The organism is Campylobacter concisus (assembly GCF_003049735.1).
GTDB classification, from domain to species: Bacteria; Campylobacterota; Campylobacteria; order Campylobacterales; family Campylobacteraceae; genus Campylobacter_A; species Campylobacter_A concisus_AN.
Genome location: NZ_PIRM01000004.1, coordinates 135751 through 156437, shown reverse-complemented (window position 1 = coordinate 156437; position 20687 = coordinate 135751). Strand labels below are relative to the sequence as shown.

The following is a 20687-nucleotide window of genomic DNA, read 5'->3' as shown; positions in this document are numbered from 1 at the left end:
TCGTTTTGGTTTTAATTATCATTTTATAAAATGCTAAATTTCGCTCAAAATTTTACGCTTTAAGTTTATTAGCTCATCGCAAAGCAAATCTCTTGGCTTAGCTAGATTTGATAGATCATAGTTTGATTTCATCCCGCCTTTTTCAAGCAAAATTATCTCATCTGCTAAATATAGAGCTTCATCGACATTATGAGTGACAAAAATGATGGTTTTACCAGCTTGAAGCTTTAAAATTTCAGCCTGCATGCTGGCTCTAGTAAAAGCATCAAGTGCCGCAAATGGCTCATCCATAAGGATCAAATTTGCCTCGTACGCAAGCACTCTAGCAAGAGAAACGCGCGAGCTCATGCCACCAGATAGCTGCGAAACAGCGGCAAATTTAAAGTCGCTAAGCCCTATCATCGATATGAGCCTATCTATCTTTGCCTCGTCTATCTCGCACTTTTTAAGTGGAAAGACTATATTTTCATAGACGTTTAAAAAAGGCATGAGCCTAGGCTCTTGAAAGACAAAGCCGATCTTTGCTTGCTCTTTAAATTTTATCTCGCCTAGACTTACACCCTCAAGTCCAGCAATAAGCCTTAAAAGAGTCGTTTTACCGCAACCACTTCTGCCAAGTATAACGGTGATTTTATCTTTTTTTATGCTTAAATTTAGCTCTTTTAAAACGTCAATTCTCTTGTCATTAATAAAAAAGTGCTTTGATAAATTTAAAATTTCTATCATTTTTCACTTCGCAAAAGGCTAAATTTAGATATCAAAAATAAAAATATCCTATCTATGAGCACACCACAAATTCCTATCGTAAATATGCCAACAAATATCCTATCCGCGCGTGAAAGCTCCTCAGCGTCAAGTATGAGATAGCCTAGCCCGCTAGAAGCTGCGATCATCTCCGCTCCCACAATCGCTCGCATAGCGTAGCCAAAACCTATGCGCATACCTATAAAAATATCTTTTATGGCATTTTTTAGGATGATTTTGTAAAAAATTTCAAATTTACTAAAACAAAAAATTTTACCAACTTCAATAAGCTTCACATCGCAGCTAGTTAGCCCTTTTGAAATGCTTAAAAACATTGGAAAAAACGATGCTAGGATGATAATAATAATTTTTGGAGTTTCGTTTATACCAAACCAAAGTACCAAAATAGCAATAAGGCTAAGTGGCGGAACATTTCTAAAGAATTCTAAAATCCACTCGTAATAAATGCTAGCTTTTGGAAATAGCGCCGCCACTCCGCCAAAAGCAAATGCCAAAACAAAAGCCAAAATATAGCCAACAAATATACGCTTAAAGCTAATCACCACATGCGTTATTAGCTCGCCGCTTAAGCTCATATCAAGCATCGTTTTAAGTGTCGTAATAGGACTTGGCAATATATAAGGTGTGAAAATTTTAAGCTCGCAAACAACCTGCCAGAGGGCAAAGATCGCTAGGATCAAAACGCTCTTTTTAAAAATTTCTATCACAGCCCATCTCCATTGTGACAGCCGTTTTCGCAGTATAAAAGCTCGATAATCTGATAGTTTTTAAGCTCACTAAATTTATATGAAAATGCGTTTTGTATCTTTTCTTTACTGCATAAGCTTAGTGTTTTTATGCCTAAATTTTCAAAAAATCCAGGAGGAATCGGACTCGATTCTATTTTATTTATTTGTAAATTTATATCGTTTAGCTCTTTAAATTTTTTCCATGTTAAAAATGTAGTTCGCTCTAACTTTAAAGAATTTCCAAGCTCAGCCAAGTCCTCACAAGGCGTTGTTATATAAAGCCACTCATCTTCTTTTAGCTTTGAGCTAAGCTCAATGGCGCTTTCAATTAAAATGGGATTTAAGCTTGAAATATTGTTTGAAAAATCTTTGAAATTTGATCTTATAAAATTTACAGCTCTTGGACAGCGACTGTCTAAAACTATGCCTTTAGAGCATAAATTTTTATATGAATTTTTGACATCACGAACATGATCTTTTTCGCACTCTACTATTTTAAAGCCCTTATTTTGCAAAAGCTCTTTTAGCGCAGAGAAGTCATACATATTTTTTACAACGGGATTTAGCCAAAGTAGCTTTCTCACGAGTTCTCCATAATTTTAATAATAGAAATCAAGATTCTATCATTTAAAAATTTAAACCAAGTAAAAAGAGCCGCTTATGACTAAAATCATAAAAGATAGGCGGTACAAAAAACTAAACTTAGCCTACACTTTTATATCTAATTTCTGTTTTTGCTCCACTTTTTCCATTAGTTTTAGTATATCAACTCCGTTTTTCTCAAGCTGCATTAGCTCCTTAAGATAGGCAAATTTCTCATCTTTGTTGATGTCGTAAGTAGCCAGTTTCTCGCTTCGTCCGATCACTGAGGCATAGACCTTGTTGCCATCGAGTTTGTCTGTATTTTGCACATTATAAAGCGAGAGCACGCCCTCTACCACCTCTTTAAAATCCGCCCCACTCTTCATGCCAGCCTTCATGAGCGTAAGAAATCTCTGTCTGCTCTCTTCATCAGTGAAATTTATATTTTGTAGAGTTTGATACTCAACTGGAGGCTTATTAGTGCTAGTTAGCATGGAGATAGCCTTTTTGCCTATTGTAATGCTCTCCACGCCGACTCTTTCGCCAAGATACTGCCTAAGCGCATAATCAATCCACTTATCTTTAAACTCATCTATGCTTAGGTCCTTATCAAGTATCTCAAACCCTTCCACGTGGCTCTTGTGACCAAGCCCAAGAAGTGTGTTATCAAGTTTTGATGTATACTCTTTTGCAAAGAGATCGACATCTGTTGGATAATATCCTATGATCTCTTCGTGAGCTCTGCCAAAGCCAAGTGCTTTAGTCTGGTTGATAAAATTTTTGAGATCATTTATCTCATCTTGGCTGACTTGTTTGTCATATCCCATGAGCTTGCCCCAGATGCTTATCTTGCCATTAGCAGCTATGCCTGAGAGTGAGAAATTGCTAGCAAATGTTAGGTTCTCGCTATTTTTTTGAAATTTTATCGTATTTGTTTCATTTAAATTTATTGGCTCACCTCTAGTATCGGTATGACTTTTTTGCTCATCAACCAAACTGCTAGATAAATTATTTAAAGAATTTTTGTCTATATTGGATTTAGTATTTTTAGTATCAAGCTCTTGTGCTCTACTACTTTGTGAGCCAACATAAAAATTTGTCCCAACTCCATTTACACTACCTATCATCTCAAATCCTTTGAAATTTATTAGACGCCTGAAACAAATATCGTCTTTATAAAATAAAATTTTAGCATAGAGTTTAAAGGTAAAAATTTAAAATGTATAATTTTAGATTAAAAGACTTACAACTTTTAACTATTAAATTTATGATTTTTGGTTAATAAAATTTGATAAATAATTAAAGAAATTTATACTTTAGAAAGCTTTTGAAAGAAGGATTTTATTTTAAAGGTAAGAGAATTTTATATTCAAGAAATTAAAAAAAGAGAGCCGAAGCTCTCTAATAATTATTCAGCTACTAGCTCTATATAAGCCATCTCTGCTGCGTCGCCTCTGCGAACACGAGTCTTGATGATTCTTGTATAGCCGCCATTGCGCTCTTTAAATTTTGGAGCTACTTCAGTAACTAATTTATTTGTTGTTTCTTTATCTTGTAAAGAAGCAAATACTGCTCTGTGAGCGTTAGAGTCACCTTTTCTGGCTCTTGTAATTAGCTTCTCAACATAGCTTCTAAGCTCTTTTGCTTTTGGTAAAGTCGTCTCTATCTTTTCGCTTTTGATGATAGCTATCGCCAAATTTTTAAGCAATGCAGATCTATGAGATGACGTTCTACCAAGTTTGCGATATCCGTGTTTATGTCTCATCTATTGTCCTTTTATTCTTTTACACTCATTTGTGCTTTAAGCTCGGTTATTTTCTTTCTTAGTTGCTCTTTGCCATCTTTTAACACATCGGCACCAACTGGATAGCCTATCTCTTCCATAACCGCTTTAATCTCTTCAAGAGATTTTTTACCTAAATTTTTAAGCTCTTTAAGCTCATTTTCGTCCATTAATGCAAGCTCGCCGATAAATCTAATATCAGCTTTGTCAAGGCAATTAAAACTTCTAGCGCTTAAATTTAGATCTTCTACACTAGAAAGTAGCTTTGAAAACTCACCGCCTGCACTTGAGCTAGCAACTGGAGTACTGACATCAATATCTAAAATTCCTTTAAATACTGACATTTGTTGATACATAGCTTCTAAACAATTTTTAAAAGCCTCTATCGGACTAACCTGACCATCAGTTGTTATAGTAAATACGATCTTCTCATAGTCTGGATCATCCTCAACCAAGACATTTTGTATATCGTAAACTGCTTTTTTAACTGGTGTAAAGAAAGCATCAAGTGCGATATAGTCGTCTTCAATCTCTTCTCTGATCTCTTCACTAGGAACATATCCGATACCTTTTTGAATGATAACTGAAAAATTTAACTCAGCATCTTCGTTTATTGTAGCAAGGTATGCGTCTGGGTTAACGATCTCAACTAGACCATTATTTAGATCAGCCCCAGTTATCTCTTTTGGTCCTTTAAAGCTATACTCTATAACTTCGCGCTCGCTAATGCTTTTTAATTTAAATCTGATTTTTTTCAAATTTATAATAAAAAAAGCTACGTCTTCTAGCATACCACGCATACTGTCAAATTCGTGGCTAACGCCTTTTATCTTTACACCAATAGGAGCAAAACCTACCGTACTTGTGTAAAGAAGACGACGCAATGGGTGAGCCAAGGTAACAGCATAACCAGCCTCAAAAGGATATGCTGTAATGTTAGCAACATTTTCACTAATACTTTTAACTTCAATTTCAGTTGGCATATAAGCTGATGTAGTAATCTTTCTCATCTTTATACCCTCTATTATTTTGAATAAAGCTCTACTATAAATCTTTCCTCAACAGGAATGATAACCTCTTCTCTTTCTGGATTTCTAGTGAAAATTCCAAATTTTTTCTCTTTTTCAACATCTACCCAAGCAACAATACCGGTTTGTGCTGTAAGATCTATTGCGCGAACAATTTGTGGATTGTTCTTAGATTTTTCAACAATCTCTACTTTTGCACCTGGCTCAACTCTGTAAGATGGTATATCTACTCTTTTGCCATTTACTAAAATATGTCCATGGGTTACTAGCTGGCGAGCAAAACGACGAGTTGTTGCAAAGCCCATTCTATAAACAACATTATCTAATCTTTGCTCTAATAGTTGAACCAAAAGAGCACCGGTATTACCTTCGCGGCGTGCTGCTTCTTGAAATAATCTTCTAAATTGTTTCTCAGAAACACCATACATAAATTTAGCTTTTTGCTTCTCGCGAAGTTGTAAGCCATATTCGCTTATTTTTGCTCTTCTTTGTCCATGTTGTCCTGGCGCATAAGGTCTTTTTTCAAAAGCACTTTTACCAGCAAGTCTTCTTTCGCCTTTTAACGCAAGAGACACACCAAGACGTCTTTCTAATTTTTCAACAGGTCCTGTATATCTAGCCATAATAATTTCTCCTATTTTTCTCTAATTATACGCGGCGGCGTTTTGGCGGTCTACAACCATTGTGTGGTAAAGGTGTAATGTCTTTAAAGAAAGATACTTTAATTCCTTCAACAGTTCCTACACTTTTAACAGCTGTTTCACGTCCGCTACCTGGACCTTGAACCTTAATACCAACTTCTTTTATACCATGCTCTTTTGCTTTATTTAGAGCATCTTCAACTGCCTGTTGAGCTGCATAAGGAGTTGATTTTTTACTACCTTTAAAGCCTAAGCCACCTGCACTACTCCATGCAATAGCATTTCCCATTTCATCAGTTACAGTTACCATAGTATTATTAAATGTTGCACTGATATAAACGATACCTTTGGCTATACTTTTTCTAACTACTTTTTTCTTAACAATTTTTCTTTTCGCCATTTATTATCCTTTAACCCTTGCCTTACTTAGTAGCTGCACCGACAGTTTTACGTCTGCCTTTTCTGGTTCTAGCATTAGTTTTAGTCTTTTGACCACGAACAGGAAGACCTTTTCTATGACGAAGACCTCTATAACTTCCAAGATCCATAAGAGCTTTGATATCCATAGCAACTTGTTTTCTCAAGTCACCCTCAACGATATGATGCTCTTGAATTTCTTTACGGATGGCTGCCGCTTCGTCTTCACTAAGCTCATAAACTCTCTTGTCGTAAGAAATTCCAGCTGCGTCAAGAATTTGACGAGATTTATAAAGACCTATACCATAGATATAAGTCAAACCATACTCTATTCTCTTTTTGTTTGGTAAATCTACACCTGCAATACGTGCCATGCCTTATCCTTGTCTTTGTTTATGTTTTGGATTTTCGCAGATAACACGAATTATGCCACTACGTTTGACAATTTTACATTTGTCACACATCTTCTTTACAGAAGGACGAACTTTCATTTTAGTCTCCTAAAAATTTATTCCACTTTTTTAGGGGCTGCATCAGGTCTAAAGAAAGAATTTAGACCAACTATTTTCAAAATAAGTGGGGAACTTTGAAAATAATTCTTCATACAGCTTTTCGCAAAGCTTGGATTTTATCCAAAACCAGCTTTAAATTTACTTAGCATATTTGCCAAGAGGCTAAATTTACTTATATCTATAAGTGATCCTGCCCTTATCTAGGCTATATGGCGTAAGTTCTACTTTTACGCGGTCGCCAGGCATTATCTTTATATAATGCATTCTCATTTTTCCGGCGATATGACATAAAATTATATGTTTGTTGTCAAGCTCAACTTTAAAAGTTGCATTTGGCAGTGCTTCAACAACATTTCCATCAATCTCAATGACATCGTCTTTTGCCACAAACTCTCCTTTCTTTAAATTTTTACTATAAATTTTATGCTTGGCTTAAAATTTCGGCTTTACCATTAACTATCGCCATGCAATGCTCATAATGGCTAGTTCTCAAACCATCTTTTGAGGTTACTTTCCAGTTATCGCTTCCTAAAACTGGCGTGCCGTCTTTTTGGCAGATCATTGGCTCTATACAAAATACCATTCCTTCTTTTATCTTTGGTCCAGCTTTTGGGTTATGCCCCTCAAGATAGTTTGGAATTTCTGGCTCTTCGTGTGGCCTTTTTCCTATACCGTGACCGCAATATCCACGTAAAGGCACATAACCTCTACCAAGAATAAATTTCTCAAGCTCGTAGCAAATTTCTTTAAAATGCATACCAGCTCTTATGAAATCTATCGCAAAATATAGTGCATCTTTTGAGCACGCGATCAAAGCTTCATCTTCTTTTGAAATTTTACCAACCCCAAAAGTCCTAGCCGAGTCACCAAAATAACCATCTAAATTTGAACCGATATCAACACTAACGATATCGCCCTCTTTTAGTTTGTATTCGTTTGGAATTCCGTGGATCACCACTTCATTGACACTTATGCAAGCTGCATTTGGGAAGCCGTAGAGCCCTTTAAAAGCAGGTTTTGCCCCAGCAGCCCTTATCATATCTTCACAAATTTTATCTATTTCAAGAAGTGAAATTCCAGGTTTTATGATCGTAGAAACGTGATCAAGAGTTTGAGCGACGATCTTATTCGCCGCTCTCATTTTCTCTATCTCAGCCGGTCTTTTTAGCGTGATAGCCATTTTATAGACCTACTGCACTTAGAGTTTGGTATTTGTTTGTATAAGACTGAGCTTCTATACGCCTCATAGTATCCAGAGCGACAGAGACCACGATAAGTACTGACGTGCCACCAAAATAAAATGGTACACCCATAGTTTTTACAAGCACCCATGGCAGAGTTGAGATGATGCCTAGATATAAAGCACCGCCCAAAGTTAGCCTACCAGCTACTTCATTTAGATAGCTAGCCGTACTCTCACCTGGTCTAACACCTGGAATAAATCCGCCTTGTTTCTTTAAATTTTCACTTATATCTTTTGTGTTAAATACGATCGATGCATAGAAAAACGCAAAGAAGATGATAAATAAAAATGTTAAAAAGTTAAACATATAGCCATTTGGACTTAAAAAGTCGTTGATAGCTTGGATGATTGGATTTGTACTAGCTTGCAAGATTGTACTTGGAAACATCAAAATCGCACTAGCAAATATCGGTGGGATAACACCGCTTAAATTTACTTTGATCGGTATATAGTTCATTATACGTTTGTTTTGATTTTCCATTATCACTTTTCTTGAGTAAGAAATAGGGATACGCCTTTCACCCATCTCGACAAATATAATAGCACCAATGGTAGCTAAAATAATCGCTAAAATAGCGATGACTGTTAGGAAATTCATCTCAGAGGTATTTACTAAATTTATAGTCCCACCGATCGCACTAGGTATACCAGAGACGATACCAGCAAAGATGATAAGGCTTATGCCATTGCCTATACCTCGCTGTGTGATCTGCTCGCCTATCCACATAAGTAGCATAGTTCCAGTTAACATAGATACAGCAGAGATCGCGATAAATAAATTTATATCTATCATGATAGCTTGCTCGCCACCGCGTCCGCTTAAGCTTTGAAGTCCGATAGAAACACCGATTGATTGTACAAGAGTGATAACAATGGTTGCATAACGTATGATTTGCATATATTTTTGCATACCGTCACGCTCTTTTTTCATCTGACCTAATTTTGGAAATGTTGCTGCTAAAAGCTCCATGATGATCGAAGCTGTAATGTAAGGCATGATGCCCAGAGATATGATACTTAAACGCTCAGCAGCTTTACCGCTAAACATATTAAATAAGCCCAAGGCGTTGCTATTATTTGAATTGAAGAATTCTTTAATTACGTCGACATTAACACCAGGAACTGGCACATAAGCCAGTATCCTGTATGCGAACAAAAATGCCAACGTGATTAAAATCTTGTTGGTCAGTGTTTTATCCATTATTTTGTTCCGCTAACGCTAACGTTCTCGTCTTTAATCTTAGAAGCAAGAGCTTTTGCGCTTGCACCGATTAGTTTTATCTTAGTAACGCTCTTTGAAATTTTATGAACGCTAGCTATTGTTGCTATTGAAATTTCAGCAAGCTCTTTTATAGCTGCGATTTTTTCAACATTAATAACATAAGGTTTTTCAAATTTAGAAGTAAAACCTACTTTTGGAAGACGTCTTTGAAGTGGTTGCTGTCCACCCTCAAAACCTCTTTTCTCATTGTAGCCTTTTCTTGCTCTTTGACCTTTGTTACCTTTGCCAGCAGTTTTGCCATTGCCACTGCCTTGACCACGACCTATTCTTTTGGTTGCATGAGTTGAACCTACAGCAGGTGTTAATTTTTCTAATGCCATCTTAACTCCTTTCTCTTAGCTTTTTAGCAAACTAAGTGCTTTTATAGTAGCACGAACGACGTTTGCTGAGTTGTTTGAGCCAAGTGATTTAGTAAGGATATCCTTAATACCTGCAAGCTCGATGATAGGACGTGCACTACCACCAGCGATAACACCAGTACCCTCGCTAGCTGGGCGAAGTAGCATTCTACTTGCGTTATATTTTACCTCTACGTCGTGAGGGATAGTTGTGCCTTTGATCTTAACGTGGATAATATTTTTAAATGCGTCGTCAATCGCTTTTCTCATCGCATCTGGTACCTCTTTAGCTTTACCATAACCAAAGCCAACTAGACCATTTCTATTACCAACAACAACTAAAGCTGTAAATCTAAATCTACGACCACCTTTAACAACCTTTGTAACCCGACCGATATCGACGATTACTTCTTCAAATTCTTCTCTATTATATTTTTCCATCGATTTTCCTTTGGGTTATAGCTTGATGCCATTTTCTCTTAAAGCTTCAGCAAATGCTGCGATAACGCCATGGTATAAATAACCATTTCTATCAAAAACTGCAACATCTATCTTCTTAGCTTTTAAAGCCTTAGCAAATTCTTTAGCTAAAGTGACCGCACCTTCTTTATTTGCTTTTATGCCTATCTTTCTACCATCAACTGCAGCTAGTGTAGTAGCCGTAACGTCATCAATCGCTTGAACATAAAGAGTTCTGTTTGATTTGAAAATAGAAACTCTTGGGCAAGTTGCAACACCAGAAATTTTACCTCTGATTCTTCTTTTTCTCTTAATTCTAAGAGCGATTTTTCTTTTTAGTACTTTTGCTGTCATTTACCGCTCCTTACTTCTTAGATGTCTTGCCCGCTTTGCGGATGATGCGTTCTTCTAGATATTTAACGCCTTTGCCTTTATATGGCTCAGGTGGTCTAAATCCTCTAACTTGAGCAGCCACTTGACCTACTACTTGTTTGTCATCGCCTTTGATAGTAATAACGTTTTTCTCAACACTAGCTTCAACGCCTGCTGGTAGCTCATAGTTGATAAGGTGTGAAAAACCAAGAGAAAGCTCTAAAATTTTACCTTTTGCAGCTGCTTTATAACCAACGCCGTTGATCTCAAGCTGGCGAGTGAATCCCGCAGTGATACCAGTTACGATATTGTTAGCAAGTGCTCTATATGTTCCCCAGTAAGCTCTACTTTGGCGATCTTCGCCTTTTGGAGCAAAAACTATATGACCATTTTCTATCTTGACATCAACGTGACCTTTTGTGTCAAGCTCTTTTATATGATTGCCCTTTTTAAATTTTAGGACATTATTTTCAACGCTAACGTCTACACCACTTGGGATAGCGATAGGCTGTTTTCCAATACGTGACATTTTTTTCCTTTACTTGTCTAGGGTGTTCCTACATTTACGAATAAACACCACAATGCCGTAAATTTTATCGTCAAATTTGACGAAACCTTCATTTGAATTTCTAAATTTAGCCTTGGCAAAATCTAAAATTTTACCAAGCTAAAAATTTAACCTTAAAATCATAAGGTTAAATAGCGTTTAATGCAGTTTATTACCAAACCGTACAAAGAACTTCGCCGCCAACGCCAGCTTTACTTGCTTCAATACCGCTCATAACGCCTTTGCTTGTGCTAACAATAACTGTTCCATAACCATTTTTAAAACGCTTAATGTCGTCTTTGCCTTGATAAACACGGCGACCAGGTTTTGAAACCCTTTTAAGCTCGTTTATAACGCTTCTGCCGTACTCATCATACTTTAAAACTACGTTTATAAATTTCTTGTTGCCTTCTTCGATAACGTTGTAGCTCTCTACATAGCCTTTTGCTGCAAGGATAGAAAGAGTAGCCTCAACAACCTTAGAATGAAGCAATTTCGCAGTTTCAAGCTTTCTCATACTTGCATTTCTAATGCGTGTTAATCCATCTGATATTAAATCGTTTAACATTTCTCTTCCTTACCAACTTGCTTTTTTAAGACCAGGTATTAGGCCTTCGTTAGCCATTTTTCTTAGGCAAACACGGCAAATTCCAAAATCTTTATAAACAGAGTGCGGACGACCGCAAATTTGGCATCTAGTATAGCCACGAACCGCAAATTTTGGCTTGCGTGCAGCTTTTGCTATCATTGATTTCTTTGCCATTTTACTTTCCTTTTGCAAACGGCACACCAAATAGCTCTAGCAATTTGAATGCCTCTTTATCATTTTTAGCCGTAGTAGCAATCGTAATATTCATACCATGAGTTCGTAAAATTTTATCATACTCAACCTCTGGAAACATTAGCTGCTCACTAAGACCGAAGTTATAGTTTCCACGTCCATCAAAACCATTTTTTGGAAGACCACGGAAGTCTTTAACTCTTGGAAGAGCAACGCTGATTAGCTTATCTAAGAAAGCATACATTTGCTCTTTTCTCAAAGTTACTTTGATACCAACAGGAAAACCCTCGCGAACTTTAAAGCCAGCAACTGATTTTTTAGCATCAGTGATAACTGCTTTTTGTCCAGCGATAAGTGAAATGGTATCAGCCATATTTTGAAGCACTTTCTGATCTTTCGCAGAGTCTCCAGCACCTACACTGATCACAATTTTCTCGAGTGCAGGGATAAGCATTGGATTTTTGATGTCAAATTCTTTTACGAGAGCTGGCTTGATAGTTTCGTTAAATTTATCTTTTAATCTACTCATATCTCTTATCCTTCAACTTTCGCGACATTTGATATGTCAATTGGCATCTCTTTATTTACGTGACCACCATTTGGAGTTTTTTCGCTTGGTTTGATAGCTTTTTTAGCTATTTTGCATCCCTCAACTATAACCTGACCTTTTTTTGCAAGAACTGCTAAAATTTTACCAGTTTTGCCTTTATCGTCACCAGCGATAATCTTAACGGTATCGCCTTTTTTGACTTTAAATTTTACATTAGCCATTATAAAACCTCCGGAGCTAGCGAAACAATCTTCATAAAGTTAGCATATCTAACCTCACGTCCAACTGGTCCAAAAATACGAGTGCCGACTGGCTCTTTTTTGCTATCAAGTATAACAGCTGCATTCTCGTCAAAGCGGATTAGCGAACCATTATCTCTTTGAACCTCTTTTTTAGTTCTTACAACAACAGCTTTTACAACCTGTCCTTTTTTGATCTTTCCATTTGGAAGAGCTTTTTTAACAGAGCAAACTATGATATCGCCAAGTGTAGCGTATCTTCTTTTGCTGCCGCCAAGAACTTTTATACACATTAACTCTTTTGCACCACTATTATCAGCAACTGCAAGTCTTGTAAAACTTTGAATCATTACTCAACTCCCTTTGCCAATACAGCTTTTAAGCGAAAATTCTTGCGAGCTGAAAGTGGTCTGCACTCGATCGCAACAACTGTATCGCCTGCTCTTGTCTCATTTTTCTCATCGTGAACTAAATACTTTTTAAAGCGTTTTACAAATTTATGGTATCTTGGATGCATAACGCGTCTTTCTACCAAAATAGTAGCTGTTTTATCTCCAGCTTTTTGTAAAACAACACCTTGAATTTCTCTTTTTAATGCCATTTTACGCCCCTTGTCTTGTTGCACTAATTGCAGTGTTGATCTGAGCTATCTCTTTGCGAACAGCACTAATCTCATTAGGGTTGCTTAACTGCATAGTTTTTAGCTTTTGTCTTAAAGTAAATAAAAGCACCTTTTTCTCTTTTAGCAACGCGTTTAATTCTGCAACGCTCTTATCTTTTAACTCAGTATATTTCATTTTCACTCTCTCGCGTTACAAATTTTGATTTGAAAGGAAGTTTGTGTAAAGCTAAAGTTAGAGCTTCACGAGCTAGCTCTTCGCTAACACCAGCCATTTCAAATATTATACGACCAGGTTTGATATTCATAACCCACTCTTCAACTCCAGCCTTACCTTTACCCATACGAGTTTGTAGAGGTTTTTTAGTAAGTGGCTTATCAGGGAAAACCCTAATCCAAATTTTAGCCTGTCTTTTTACGTGACGAGTTAGAGCTTGACGAGCAGCTTCTATTTGGCGAGAATTTATTCTACCAGCTTCAACAGCCTTAAGTGCAAATTCGCCAGTTGCTAAAGATGCTCCACGAGTCGCATAACCACGGTTGCGACCTTTCATTTGCTTACGAAATTTCGTTCTTTTAGGCATCAACATAATTATTTACCTCTTCTTGCTCTACGTGTTTTCTTAGGTGTTTCTTCTTCAGTTTTCTCAGGTTGAACACCTTTTTGAAGAACTTCACCTTTAAAAATCCATACTTTAATACCTATGTTTCCATAAGTCGTATGAGCCTCAGCTACACCGTAATCGATCTTTGCTCTAAGAGTATGAAGCGGAACGCGACCTTCTAGATACCACTCGGTTCTTGCCATCTCAGCGCCACCTAAGCGACCAGCAACTGAAATTTTGATACCTTTAGCGCCTGATTTTTGAGCACCTTGGATAACTTTTTTCATAGCACGTCTAAATGCGACACGCTTTTCAAGTTGCATAGCTACGTTTTCAGCAGCAAGTTGAGCTGAAGCTTGAGCTTTTCTTTCTTCTTTAATATTTACATTTACTTCTTTACCGATAAGTTTGCTAACTTCGTTCTTTAGATTTTCAACATCTTGACCTTTTTTGCCGATGATGATACCAGGACGAGCTGCAACTACGGTTACACGAAGTTTTTTAGCCGTTCTTTCGATTAGAATTTGGCTAATTCCTGCATAGTAAAGTTTTTTCTTTAAAAATGCACGAATTTTGTAATCTTCACCGATATTTTCAGGAAGACTTTGTTTGGTTGGAAACCATCTAGATTCCCAGTTGCGGTTAATTCCTAGTCTAAGACCTATTGGATTTACTTTTTGTCCCATATTATGCTTCCTTCTTTTCAGGTTTAGATACTTCTACCATTACATGAGAAGTAGGTTTGCGAATTTTGCTCGCTGTTCCTCTTGCTCTTGGTCTAAATCTCTTTAATACAGGACCAGCGTCAACGCGGCAACTAGTTACTACAACCTCTTCTGGCTCAAATCCGCCATTTGCTACTGCTGAGCTAATAGCGTTTGCTATAAATTTAGCACCACGATTTGGCATAAATTGCAAGCTTGCAAGTGCTAGCTCGGCATTCATACCTTGAACTTCTCTTGCTATAAGTCTTGCTTTTGTAGGAGAAAGTCTTACGAATTTTATAATTGCTTTACTCATATTATCTCCCCTTACTTGCCGATTTTCTTTTGCACTGAGCCTTTGTGACCCTTAAATGTGCGTGTTGGAGCAAATTCGCCAAGTTTATAGCCTATATGATTTTCCGTAACATATACAGGAATAAAGCTCTTGCCATTATGAACGTTAAATGTTAGTCCAATCATTTCAGGTACAATCGTACTACGTCTTGACCAAGTCTTGATTGGTTTGTTATCGTTTGCATTTTTTGCGGCAATAACTTTTTTCATTACATGATCATCTACGAAAGGACCTTTTTTGAGTGATCTTGCCATCTCTATTTTCCTTTCCTTCTTGAAATTATAAGCTTATCACTAGCTTTTTTACGGCGAGTCTTAGCACCTTTAGTTGGTTTACCCCATGGAGTAACTGGGTGACGGCCTGAATTTTTCTTACCTTCACCACCGCCGTGTGGGTGATCAACTGGGTTCATAGCAGAACCACGTGTTTGTGGGCGGATACCGCGGTGGCGATTACGTCCGGCTTTACCGATAGTGATGTTAGCCCAATCTTCGTTACCAACTACACCGATACTTGCCATACACTCAGCTAGTACTTGTCTCATCTCGCCACTTGGCATTCTTAAGATAACATACTTCTCTTCTTTACCCATTAGCTGAGCATAACCACCAGCTGAACGAGCTATTTGAGCACCTTTACCAGGCTTTAGCTCTACGTTATGAACAATAGTACCAACTGGGATAAATCTTAATTTCATAGCGTTGCCTGGTTTAATATCTAGTGAGCCCTCATCGATAGATGCGATAACGTCACCAACATTTAGGCCATTTGGTCTAATGATATAGCGCTTTTCACCATCTTTGTAAGCTATAAGAGCGATACGGCAGTTTCTGTTTGGATCGTACTCGATCGCTTCAACTTTACCTTCTATACCAAATTTACGACGTTTGAAGTCGATGATACGATAAAGTTTTTTTGCACCTGCCTCTTTATGTCTTGAAGTTATACGACCATTATTGTTTCTGCCACCAGTTGCAGGTAGTTTAACAAGCAAGCTTCTAACGCTTGGTTTAGCTGTTATATCTTCAGAGCTTAGTCCAGTCATATATCTACGACTAGGTGTATATGGTTTATATGATTTTATAGCCATCTTACGCCTCCGTATTTTCTAGGCTTACGCCTTCAGGTAACTTAACGTAGAATTTCTTTATCTCGTCACGTTGGCCTGCTCTTCCTCTAAAACGCTTAACCTTGCCGCTAATTCTAAGTGAATTTACGCGAACAGGCGTTACTCCAAAATACTCTTGTAAAACCGCTTTTAAGCTGTTTTTTGTAACTCTTGGTGAAGTTTGGATAACAACAACGCCTTGTTCTTGAAGGCCTAGAGTTTTTTCTGTATAAATAATTGTTTTGATATCAGTTATATCAGCCATTTTAGCCCTCTTTTGTTATAGTTTTTAGTGCAGCTTTTTCAATAATAACCGAACTAAATGTAGAGACAAGATAAGCATTTACCTCATTTGCATCTACTACATAGCAGTTTGCTAAATTTCTAAAAGCAAGTAGTGTTTTATCGTCTAGTAAATCTTTAACGATAAGCGCGTCTTTTACTTTTAAATTTTTGATGATATTAGCTGCATCTTTTGTCTTTCCAGACTCGATTGAGATGCTATCTACTGCGAAAATTTTACCATCTTGTGCTTTTACTGCCAAAGCGTACTCAAGAGCTAGTCTTTTTTGTTTTTTATTGACTTTTTGAAAATAGTTTTTCTCGTTTGTTGGACCAAATGCAACTGCACCGCCTACCCAAACGTTAGTTCTAGTTGAACCCGCTCTTGCACCACCACGTCCTTTTTGTCTCCATGGTTTTTTACCACCACCGCTTACAAAAGCACGGCTTTTAGTGTGAGCCGAATTTGCTCTTATACCAGCAAGGTAAGATTTTACATAAAGATATAGGTTGTGCGGATTTACTTCAGCGTAGCTTGCAGGAAGCTCTAACTCGCCTGAATTTTCAAATTTATCGTTTAATACGTGAATTTTACTCATTTTACAATCCTTATTTTACCCATTGCACCATTGTGACCAGGAACGCAACCTTTTACAACTACGATGCCATTTTGAGCGTCAAAGCTTATTAGCTCGTTTTTAACAGTAACTTTCTCATTGCCCATGTGTCCTGCCATTTTCATACCTGGCTGAACACGACCTGGCCATTCGCAGTTACCAATTGAACCGTGGCGTCTATGGAAACGTGAGCCGTGGCTTTTTGGACCACCACCAAAACCATGTCTTTTTACCACACCTTGGTAGCCTCTACCTTTTGAGTTAAAACTAACTTTTAAAATTTTAGCCTCATTTAATGGTGTAAAGTCTAGGTTTCCAACTTCGCTATTAGCTACTTCAAGCGTAGCAAATTTGTTAAATTCTGCAGTCAGATTATATTTTTTTTGCTGACCAGCGATAGCTTTGTTATTTGCTTTAGTGTGGGCATACGCTACGATAGCACGTTTGTTTTCGTCGATCTCACATACTTTAGCCTCAACTAGCTTAAGTAGTGTAACTGGCGCACTCTTCGTGGCAATCGTTCTACTCATGCCTATTTTTTCTACAATATATTCCATACTCTTATCCTTTTGTCCGCTTATTTCATCGCACGAACTTCGACATTAACTTCTGGAGCTAGGTCGAGTTTTGTTAGGCTATCTACAGTTTCTGGAGTAGCAGCTACGATGTCAAGCATACGAGCGTGTATTCTCATCTCAAACTGCTCACGTGAGTCTTTGTTGATGTGTGGAGATTTTAAGACTGTATAGCGTTTGATCTTTGTAGGCATTGGTACCGGGCCACGAACGTCGGCACCTGTTCGTTTGACAGCTTCTACGATTGCTGCAACAGTGCGGTCTAGAACTCTATGGTCGTAAGCTTTTAGCTTTAACCTGATTCTTTCCATGTGTTTTCCTTTAAAAAGAACTTGTCGCAAACTCGCGACCTCTTTACATCAAAATAACTCGCATAGGATCAAGCGATCGTACGAGCAAAGACGCTTGTCTTTTCGTAAAGAGAACGCGATTTTACAAAAAAGCTATTATGGTTGTCAAGAAAAACGCTATTTTTTGATGAATTTTGATTAATTATTTCCTTTTAATAAGGAAGATATAAAATTTAAAAAGATAAGATTCCAAGAAATTAAAATTTTAAAGAGAAAAGATGCCGATCTTTAATACAAAATTCTTATTAACTCAAGAACAAGACGAGGAGAAGCTTAAAAAGCGTTATGTAAATTTACAAACATATCAGGCAAAAGCTAGCGACATTAAGAGCTTCAAAGAAGAGAAATTTCAAACGCAGTTTCTAAAAGATATCTTTGAAAACTGCCTTGGCTACACTTTAGATACTACTAATCCTACAAATTTCAATCTTGAACGCGAGAAAAAGAACGAAACTGACGGCAAAAAAGCAGATGGGGCGATACTGATAAATGGCGAAGTTAGATGCGTGATCGAGCTAAAAGATCAGACCACACAGCATCTTGATAAAACTCCGTCCAACCGCGAGCTTAGCCCGGTAGATCAAGCCTTTCGCTATTTTATCTCACATGAAAATGCCAAATATGTCGTTGTTTCAAATTTTAACGAACTGCGCTTTTACATCGGCAATAAAACAACATTTGAAAAATTTGACCTTTTTACAGCAAGCTTTGACGAGTTTAAAAAACTTCATTTGCTGCTTAGCTTTGAGAGCATTAGCACGGATCTGCCGCTAAAGCTAAAAGAGAAATTTGCCACTCACGAGCGCGAAATTTCAAATAAATTTTATAAAGACTTTAGCGTATTTAGGCTCACTCTTTTCAAAAATATTTGCAAAAACAATGCTAGCATTGATAAAAATAGGCTTTTAAGCCTGACTCAAAAACTATGCGACAGGTTTGTCTTTATACTATTTGCTGAAGACCGCGGACTACTAAGACTTCGCACGATAGCCGAGATAAAAGATAAATTTCAAAACCAAGTTACCGAGCTTAGTTTTTATGACTTTTACAAAATTTACTTTAAAGCCATTGATGAAGGTAGTGAACGTCTTGATATCAAACGCTACAATGGCGGACTTTTTGCCACAGACACTGAGCTTGATGCGCTAAAGATAGACGATAGCGTACTTGAAGCACAGTTTTTAAGCGACTATGACTTTTTAAGCGACATCGGTGTAAATATCCTAGGACATATCTTTGAAAGCTCACTAAACGACCTTGAAGAGCTAAATGCGCAAATAAATGGAAATAAATTTGATGCCAAACAGAGCAAACGCAAAAAAGATGGCATATTTTATACGCCAGAGTTTATAACAGAATTTATAATCGAAAATTCGCTTGGTGAGCTTTGTAAAGCCAAAAAAGATGAGCTAGGGCTTGATCTAAATGAGCTATTAGCACCAAAAAATCCCAAAAAATTAACCAAAGCAGAAAGTGAGATCAAAGACAAAATTTATGCTTACCGCGAGTGGCTCTTATCTCTTAAGATACTTGATCCAGCTTGTGGCTCTGGTGCGTTTTTAAACCAAGCTTTAGAATTTCTCATTAGCGAGCATGGCACATTAGACACTTACCGCAAAGTATATGAGGGCGAGGGCTTGGGACTTTACGATATAGAAAGCACGATTTTAGAAAACAACCTTTACGGCGTAGATATAAATGCCGATGCGGCCGAGATCGCCAGACTATCCCTTTGGCTCCGCACAGCTGCAAAAGGACGAGTTTTAACAGATCTTAGTAAAAATTTGATAGCAGCAAACTCGCTTTTAGAATTTCCTTTTGACTTTAAATTTGATGTCGTTATCGGCAATCCTCCCTATGTCAGACAAGAGGCGATAAAAGAGCAAAAGCCAGCCCTGCAAAAATATAAAGTTTATAGTGGTACGGCTGATTTATTTGTCTATTTTTATGAGCTTGGCATTACACATCTAAAAGAAAATGGACTTTTAGGTTTTATATGTTCAAATAAATTTTTCCGTGCCAGCTATGGTGAAAATTTACGTAAATTCATATTAGAAAATACGCAAATAACACATATTATCGATTTTGCTGGGGTTAAAGTTTTTGAAGACGCGAGCGTAGATAGCGCGGTTACTATTTTTAGAAAAATAAGAGCCGGTGAAAATTCAAAATTTAATTTCCTAGCTTCAAACAGCATAAATTTAAAAACGCAAAAATTTATCCAAATACCACAATCTACACTAAATGAAATAAATTTCACTTTCCTAGATAGCAGCAAATTTGAGCTAAAAAGCAAGATCGAAAAAGTTGCAGAGCCATTAAAAAATTGGGGCATAAAAATTCATTCTGGTATCAAAACAGGACTAAATGAAGTATTTATTATTGATAGTGACACCCGTGATAAAATTTTAAATAACTGCACTGGAGAAGAAAGAGAGCGGACGCAAAAGCTCATTAGGCCGATCTTACGAGGTCAAGATATAAAGCGTTATGACTATGAGTGGGCTGGACTGTGGCTCATTTGCACATTTCCAGCGTTAAAGATAGATATTGAAAATTTTCCAAGTCTTAAGGGATATTTACAAATTTTTTTGCCTTATATAGCACAAAGTGGCGAAACTATAAATGGTAAAAAATGCCGCAAAAAAACATCAAATAAATGGTTTGAGACGCAAGATAACATCGCTTATTATGAAGAATTTGAAAAAGAGAAAATTTTATGTGCAAAAATTGTGCAAAGTCCAAAATTTGCTTACGATACAAATAATAATATTCCAAACAATACTGCATATTGCATAACTGGCGAAAATCTAAAATTTTTATTAGCCTTTTTAAATTCAACAGCTGTTTATAAAATTTTTAACTTTTTCTATGCTGGAGGCGGACTTGAAGGCGAAATAACAACAAATCGCTTAGAAATTTTGCCTATCCCACAAATCACGCCACAAAATGAAAATTTAGCAAACGAGATAATAAATTTGGTTGATGAGATTTTAAAAGCCAATGAAAAAATCAAGCTTTACGAGAAGCATATGCCTACTTTAACTCTTGATGAAAAGCTAGAAGCCAAAGAAAATATCGACGCGCTAAACGACAAAATCAAGGCAAGTAACGAAAAAATAGACAAACTTGTTTTTGAGCTTTATGAACTAACAAGCGATGAAATCGCGCTTATAGCAAAAAAAAGGGGGGGGGATTGACGACA

At 37.0% G+C, this 20687-nt stretch carries 34 protein-coding genes; 1 reads left to right on the top strand and 33 read right to left on the bottom strand.

Translation table 11 applies throughout. From position 1 onward, the window contains the following. Positions 1-33: 33 nt before the first annotated feature. The 33 genes from CVS97_RS07825 to rpsJ all read right to left on the bottom strand — a co-directional run bounded on the left by CVS97_RS07825 (position 34) and on the right by rpsJ (position 17443). Entirely contained in the window at positions 34-726 is a 693-nt protein-coding gene (locus CVS97_RS07825) for an ABC transporter ATP-binding protein (RefSeq protein ID WP_107785675.1), read from the bottom strand. Next, positions 723-1472 carry an ABC transporter permease gene (locus tag CVS97_RS07820; RefSeq protein WP_107785674.1) on the bottom strand — a complete coding sequence of 250 codons (750 nt, stop codon included), beginning with the start codon at positions 1470-1472 and terminating at the stop codon, positions 723-725. The genes CVS97_RS07825 and CVS97_RS07820 overlap by 4 nt, the downstream gene beginning before the upstream one ends. Then, on the bottom strand, positions 1469-2077 hold the full coding sequence (locus CVS97_RS07815) for a hypothetical protein (RefSeq protein WP_107785673.1): 609 nt from the start codon (positions 2075-2077) through the stop codon (positions 1469-1471). Before CVS97_RS07815 ends, CVS97_RS07820 begins: the two co-directional genes overlap by 4 nt. 123 nt (positions 2078-2200) lie before the next feature. Next, a complete protein-coding gene (locus CVS97_RS07810) occupies positions 2201-3202 on the bottom strand; it encodes a hypothetical protein (RefSeq protein ID WP_107785672.1) in 1002 nt (333 codons plus the stop codon). 281 nt (positions 3203-3483) lie between these two features. Continuing rightward, a complete protein-coding gene (rplQ, locus tag CVS97_RS07805; RefSeq protein ID WP_002941584.1) occupies positions 3484-3840 on the bottom strand; it encodes a 50S ribosomal protein L17 in 357 nt (118 codons plus the stop codon). A gap of 11 nt (positions 3841-3851) precedes the next feature. Then, entirely contained in the window at positions 3852-4868 is a 1017-nt protein-coding gene (locus CVS97_RS07800; protein WP_107785671.1) for a DNA-directed RNA polymerase subunit alpha, read from the bottom strand. 14 nt (positions 4869-4882) lie between these two features. Beyond that, complete coding sequence (gene rpsD / locus CVS97_RS07795; RefSeq protein ID WP_054197275.1) at positions 4883-5509, bottom strand: 30S ribosomal protein S4; 627 nt, start codon at positions 5507-5509, stop codon at positions 4883-4885. A 25-nt stretch (positions 5510-5534) separates the two neighbouring features. Beyond that, the gene (gene rpsK, locus CVS97_RS07790; protein WP_021091081.1) at positions 5535-5927 is read right to left on the bottom strand and encodes a 30S ribosomal protein S11; all 393 of its coding nucleotides are present in this window, start codon (positions 5925-5927) and stop codon (positions 5535-5537) included. Between the two features lie 22 nt (positions 5928-5949). Continuing rightward, complete coding sequence (gene rpsM, locus CVS97_RS07785) at positions 5950-6318, bottom strand: 30S ribosomal protein S13 (RefSeq protein WP_002941610.1); 369 nt, start codon at positions 6316-6318, stop codon at positions 5950-5952. 3 nt (positions 6319-6321) lie between these two features. After that, positions 6322-6435, bottom strand: coding sequence for a 50S ribosomal protein L36 (rpmJ, locus tag CVS97_RS07780; protein ID WP_002941545.1), 114 nt, complete (start codon positions 6433-6435; stop codon positions 6322-6324). Between the two features lie 189 nt (positions 6436-6624). After that, positions 6625-6843, bottom strand: coding sequence for a translation initiation factor IF-1 (gene infA, locus CVS97_RS07775; RefSeq protein WP_002848031.1), 219 nt, complete (start codon positions 6841-6843; stop codon positions 6625-6627). 34 nt (positions 6844-6877) lie between these two features. After that, on the bottom strand, positions 6878-7636 hold the full coding sequence (gene map / locus CVS97_RS07770) for a type I methionyl aminopeptidase (protein WP_107785670.1): 759 nt from the start codon (positions 7634-7636) through the stop codon (positions 6878-6880). A 1-nt stretch (position 7637) separates the two neighbouring features. Continuing rightward, complete coding sequence (secY, locus tag CVS97_RS07765; protein ID WP_072595225.1) at positions 7638-8900, bottom strand: preprotein translocase subunit SecY; 1263 nt, start codon at positions 8898-8900, stop codon at positions 7638-7640. After that, the gene (rplO, locus tag CVS97_RS07760) at positions 8900-9301 is read right to left on the bottom strand and encodes a 50S ribosomal protein L15 (protein ID WP_107785669.1); all 402 of its coding nucleotides are present in this window, start codon (positions 9299-9301) and stop codon (positions 8900-8902) included. The genes secY and rplO overlap by 1 nt, the downstream gene beginning before the upstream one ends. 15 nt (positions 9302-9316) lie before the next feature. Next, positions 9317-9760 carry a 30S ribosomal protein S5 gene (gene rpsE, locus CVS97_RS07755; protein ID WP_002941646.1) on the bottom strand — a complete coding sequence of 148 codons (444 nt, stop codon included), beginning with the start codon at positions 9758-9760 and terminating at the stop codon, positions 9317-9319. Positions 9761-9775: 15 nt separating this feature from the next. Continuing rightward, entirely contained in the window at positions 9776-10132 is a 357-nt protein-coding gene (rplR, locus tag CVS97_RS07750) for a 50S ribosomal protein L18 (RefSeq protein ID WP_021091120.1), read from the bottom strand. 10 nt (positions 10133-10142) lie between these two features. After that, positions 10143-10679: a 50S ribosomal protein L6 gene (gene rplF / locus CVS97_RS07745; protein ID WP_021091127.1), complete on the bottom strand. Its 537-nt coding sequence runs from the start codon at positions 10677-10679 to the stop codon at positions 10143-10145. 190 nt (positions 10680-10869) lie between these two features. Next, entirely contained in the window at positions 10870-11265 is a 396-nt protein-coding gene (gene rpsH / locus CVS97_RS07740) for a 30S ribosomal protein S8 (RefSeq protein WP_021091129.1), read from the bottom strand. A gap of 9 nt (positions 11266-11274) precedes the next feature. Further along, complete coding sequence (locus CVS97_RS07735; RefSeq protein WP_002941532.1) at positions 11275-11460, bottom strand: type Z 30S ribosomal protein S14; 186 nt, start codon at positions 11458-11460, stop codon at positions 11275-11277. Between the two features lies 1 nt (position 11461). After that, the gene (gene rplE, locus CVS97_RS07730) at positions 11462-12007 is read right to left on the bottom strand and encodes a 50S ribosomal protein L5 (protein ID WP_002941643.1); all 546 of its coding nucleotides are present in this window, start codon (positions 12005-12007) and stop codon (positions 11462-11464) included. A gap of 5 nt (positions 12008-12012) precedes the next feature. After that, a complete protein-coding gene (gene rplX / locus CVS97_RS07725; protein ID WP_002941666.1) occupies positions 12013-12249 on the bottom strand; it encodes a 50S ribosomal protein L24 in 237 nt (78 codons plus the stop codon). Then, on the bottom strand, positions 12249-12617 hold the full coding sequence (gene rplN / locus CVS97_RS07720) for a 50S ribosomal protein L14 (RefSeq protein WP_021091075.1): 369 nt from the start codon (positions 12615-12617) through the stop codon (positions 12249-12251). Before rplN ends, rplX begins: the two co-directional genes overlap by 1 nt. Continuing rightward, positions 12617-12868: a 30S ribosomal protein S17 gene (rpsQ, locus tag CVS97_RS07715; RefSeq protein WP_021091107.1), complete on the bottom strand. Its 252-nt coding sequence runs from the start codon at positions 12866-12868 to the stop codon at positions 12617-12619. Before rpsQ ends, rplN begins: the two co-directional genes overlap by 1 nt. 1 nt (position 12869) lies before the next feature. Continuing rightward, entirely contained in the window at positions 12870-13064 is a 195-nt protein-coding gene (gene rpmC, locus CVS97_RS07710) for a 50S ribosomal protein L29 (RefSeq protein WP_002941625.1), read from the bottom strand. Further along, positions 13051-13476, bottom strand: a complete 426-nt coding sequence (rplP, locus tag CVS97_RS07705) for a 50S ribosomal protein L16 (RefSeq protein ID WP_021091116.1) — start codon at positions 13474-13476, stop codon at positions 13051-13053. Before rplP ends, rpmC begins: the two co-directional genes overlap by 14 nt. Positions 13477-13478: 2 nt before the next feature. Beyond that, positions 13479-14177, bottom strand: a complete 699-nt coding sequence (gene rpsC, locus CVS97_RS07700; protein WP_107687364.1) for a 30S ribosomal protein S3 — start codon at positions 14175-14177, stop codon at positions 13479-13481. A 1-nt stretch (position 14178) separates the two neighbouring features. Then, positions 14179-14511, bottom strand: coding sequence for a 50S ribosomal protein L22 (gene rplV, locus CVS97_RS07695; RefSeq protein WP_009295259.1), 333 nt, complete (start codon positions 14509-14511; stop codon positions 14179-14181). Between the two features lie 11 nt (positions 14512-14522). After that, complete coding sequence (gene rpsS, locus CVS97_RS07690) at positions 14523-14804, bottom strand: 30S ribosomal protein S19 (protein ID WP_002941639.1); 282 nt, start codon at positions 14802-14804, stop codon at positions 14523-14525. A 2-nt stretch (positions 14805-14806) separates the two neighbouring features. Continuing rightward, a complete protein-coding gene (gene rplB, locus CVS97_RS07685; RefSeq protein ID WP_103601039.1) occupies positions 14807-15640 on the bottom strand; it encodes a 50S ribosomal protein L2 in 834 nt (277 codons plus the stop codon). A 1-nt stretch (position 15641) separates the two neighbouring features. Next, positions 15642-15923 carry a 50S ribosomal protein L23 gene (locus CVS97_RS07680; RefSeq protein WP_002941535.1) on the bottom strand — a complete coding sequence of 94 codons (282 nt, stop codon included), beginning with the start codon at positions 15921-15923 and terminating at the stop codon, positions 15642-15644. Between the two features lies 1 nt (position 15924). Beyond that, positions 15925-16539, bottom strand: a complete 615-nt coding sequence (gene rplD, locus CVS97_RS07675; RefSeq protein WP_012140561.1) for a 50S ribosomal protein L4 — start codon at positions 16537-16539, stop codon at positions 15925-15927. Next, the gene (gene rplC / locus CVS97_RS07670) at positions 16536-17114 is read right to left on the bottom strand and encodes a 50S ribosomal protein L3 (protein ID WP_107785668.1); all 579 of its coding nucleotides are present in this window, start codon (positions 17112-17114) and stop codon (positions 16536-16538) included. Before rplC ends, rplD begins: the two co-directional genes overlap by 4 nt. Positions 17115-17134: 20 nt before the next feature. Continuing rightward, a complete protein-coding gene (gene rpsJ, locus CVS97_RS07665; RefSeq protein ID WP_009295257.1) occupies positions 17135-17443 on the bottom strand; it encodes a 30S ribosomal protein S10 in 309 nt (102 codons plus the stop codon). Positions 17444-17700: 257 nt separating this feature from the next. Between rpsJ and CVS97_RS07660 the strand changes: the two genes are divergently transcribed. Next, on the top strand, positions 17701-20682 hold the full coding sequence (locus CVS97_RS07660; RefSeq protein ID WP_107785667.1) for an Eco57I restriction-modification methylase domain-containing protein: 2982 nt from the start codon (positions 17701-17703) through the stop codon (positions 20680-20682). The last annotated feature ends 5 nt before the right edge of the window (positions 20683-20687 follow it).

What these genes read in the sequence shown, in the direction of transcription:
- CVS97_RS07825 (WP_107785675.1), bottom strand. Translation starts at nt 726, where the DNA reads ATGATAGAAATTTTAAATTTATCAAAGCACTTTTTTATTAATGACAAG.
- CVS97_RS07810 (WP_107785672.1), bottom strand. Translation starts at nt 3,202, where the DNA reads ATGATAGGTAGTGTAAATGGAGTTGGGACAAATTTTTATGTTGGCTCA.
- rplQ (WP_002941584.1), bottom strand. Translation starts at nt 3,840, where the DNA reads ATGAGACATAAACACGGATATCGCAAACTTGGTAGAACGTCATCTCAT.
- CVS97_RS07800 (WP_107785671.1), bottom strand. Translation starts at nt 4,868, where the DNA reads ATGAGAAAGATTACTACATCAGCTTATATGCCAACTGAAATTGAAGTT.
- rpsD (WP_054197275.1), bottom strand. Translation starts at nt 5,509, where the DNA reads ATGGCTAGATATACAGGACCTGTTGAAAAATTAGAAAGACGTCTTGGT.
- rpsK (WP_021091081.1), bottom strand. Translation starts at nt 5,927, where the DNA reads ATGGCGAAAAGAAAAATTGTTAAGAAAAAAGTAGTTAGAAAAAGTATA.
- rpsM (WP_002941610.1), bottom strand. Translation starts at nt 6,318, where the DNA reads ATGGCACGTATTGCAGGTGTAGATTTACCAAACAAAAAGAGAATAGAG.
- rpmJ (WP_002941545.1), bottom strand. Translation starts at nt 6,435, where the DNA reads ATGAAAGTTCGTCCTTCTGTAAAGAAGATGTGTGACAAATGTAAAATT.
- map (WP_107785670.1), bottom strand. Translation starts at nt 7,636, where the DNA reads ATGGCTATCACGCTAAAAAGACCGGCTGAGATAGAGAAAATGAGAGCG.
- secY (WP_072595225.1), bottom strand. Translation starts at nt 8,900, where the DNA reads ATGGATAAAACACTGACCAACAAGATTTTAATCACGTTGGCATTTTTG.
- rplO (WP_107785669.1), bottom strand. Translation starts at nt 9,301, where the DNA reads ATGGCATTAGAAAAATTAACACCTGCTGTAGGTTCAACTCATGCAACC.
- rpsE (WP_002941646.1), bottom strand. Translation starts at nt 9,760, where the DNA reads ATGGAAAAATATAATAGAGAAGAATTTGAAGAAGTAATCGTCGATATC.
- rplR (WP_021091120.1), bottom strand. Translation starts at nt 10,132, where the DNA reads ATGACAGCAAAAGTACTAAAAAGAAAAATCGCTCTTAGAATTAAGAGA.
- rplF (WP_021091127.1), bottom strand. Translation starts at nt 10,679, where the DNA reads ATGTCACGTATTGGAAAACAGCCTATCGCTATCCCAAGTGGTGTAGAC.
- rpsH (WP_021091129.1), bottom strand. Translation starts at nt 11,265, where the DNA reads ATGTTAAACGATTTAATATCAGATGGATTAACACGCATTAGAAATGCA.
- CVS97_RS07735 (WP_002941532.1), bottom strand. Translation starts at nt 11,460, where the DNA reads ATGGCAAAGAAATCAATGATAGCAAAAGCTGCACGCAAGCCAAAATTT.
- rplE (WP_002941643.1), bottom strand. Translation starts at nt 12,007, where the DNA reads ATGAGTAGATTAAAAGATAAATTTAACGAAACTATCAAGCCAGCTCTC.
- rplX (WP_002941666.1), bottom strand. Translation starts at nt 12,249, where the DNA reads ATGGCTAATGTAAAATTTAAAGTCAAAAAAGGCGATACCGTTAAGATT.
- rplN (WP_021091075.1), bottom strand. Translation starts at nt 12,617, where the DNA reads ATGATTCAAAGTTTTACAAGACTTGCAGTTGCTGATAATAGTGGTGCA.
- rpsQ (WP_021091107.1), bottom strand. Translation starts at nt 12,868, where the DNA reads ATGGCATTAAAAAGAGAAATTCAAGGTGTTGTTTTACAAAAAGCTGGA.
- rpmC (WP_002941625.1), bottom strand. Translation starts at nt 13,064, where the DNA reads ATGAAATATACTGAGTTAAAAGATAAGAGCGTTGCAGAATTAAACGCG.
- rplP (WP_021091116.1), bottom strand. Translation starts at nt 13,476, where the DNA reads ATGTTGATGCCTAAAAGAACGAAATTTCGTAAGCAAATGAAAGGTCGC.
- rpsC (WP_107687364.1), bottom strand. Translation starts at nt 14,177, where the DNA reads ATGGGACAAAAAGTAAATCCAATAGGTCTTAGACTAGGAATTAACCGC.
- rplV (WP_009295259.1), bottom strand. Translation starts at nt 14,511, where the DNA reads ATGAGTAAAGCAATTATAAAATTCGTAAGACTTTCTCCTACAAAAGCA.
- rpsS (WP_002941639.1), bottom strand. Translation starts at nt 14,804, where the DNA reads ATGGCAAGATCACTCAAAAAAGGTCCTTTCGTAGATGATCATGTAATG.
- rplB (WP_103601039.1), bottom strand. Translation starts at nt 15,640, where the DNA reads ATGGCTATAAAATCATATAAACCATATACACCTAGTCGTAGATATATG.
- CVS97_RS07680 (WP_002941535.1), bottom strand. Translation starts at nt 15,923, where the DNA reads ATGGCTGATATAACTGATATCAAAACAATTATTTATACAGAAAAAACT.
- rplD (WP_012140561.1), bottom strand. Translation starts at nt 16,539, where the DNA reads ATGAGTAAAATTCACGTATTAAACGATAAATTTGAAAATTCAGGCGAG.
- rplC (WP_107785668.1), bottom strand. Translation starts at nt 17,114, where the DNA reads ATGGAATATATTGTAGAAAAAATAGGCATGAGTAGAACGATTGCCACG.
- rpsJ (WP_009295257.1), bottom strand. Translation starts at nt 17,443, where the DNA reads ATGGAAAGAATCAGGTTAAAGCTAAAAGCTTACGACCATAGAGTTCTA.
- CVS97_RS07660 (WP_107785667.1), top strand. Translation starts at nt 17,701, where the DNA reads ATGCCGATCTTTAATACAAAATTCTTATTAACTCAAGAACAAGACGAG.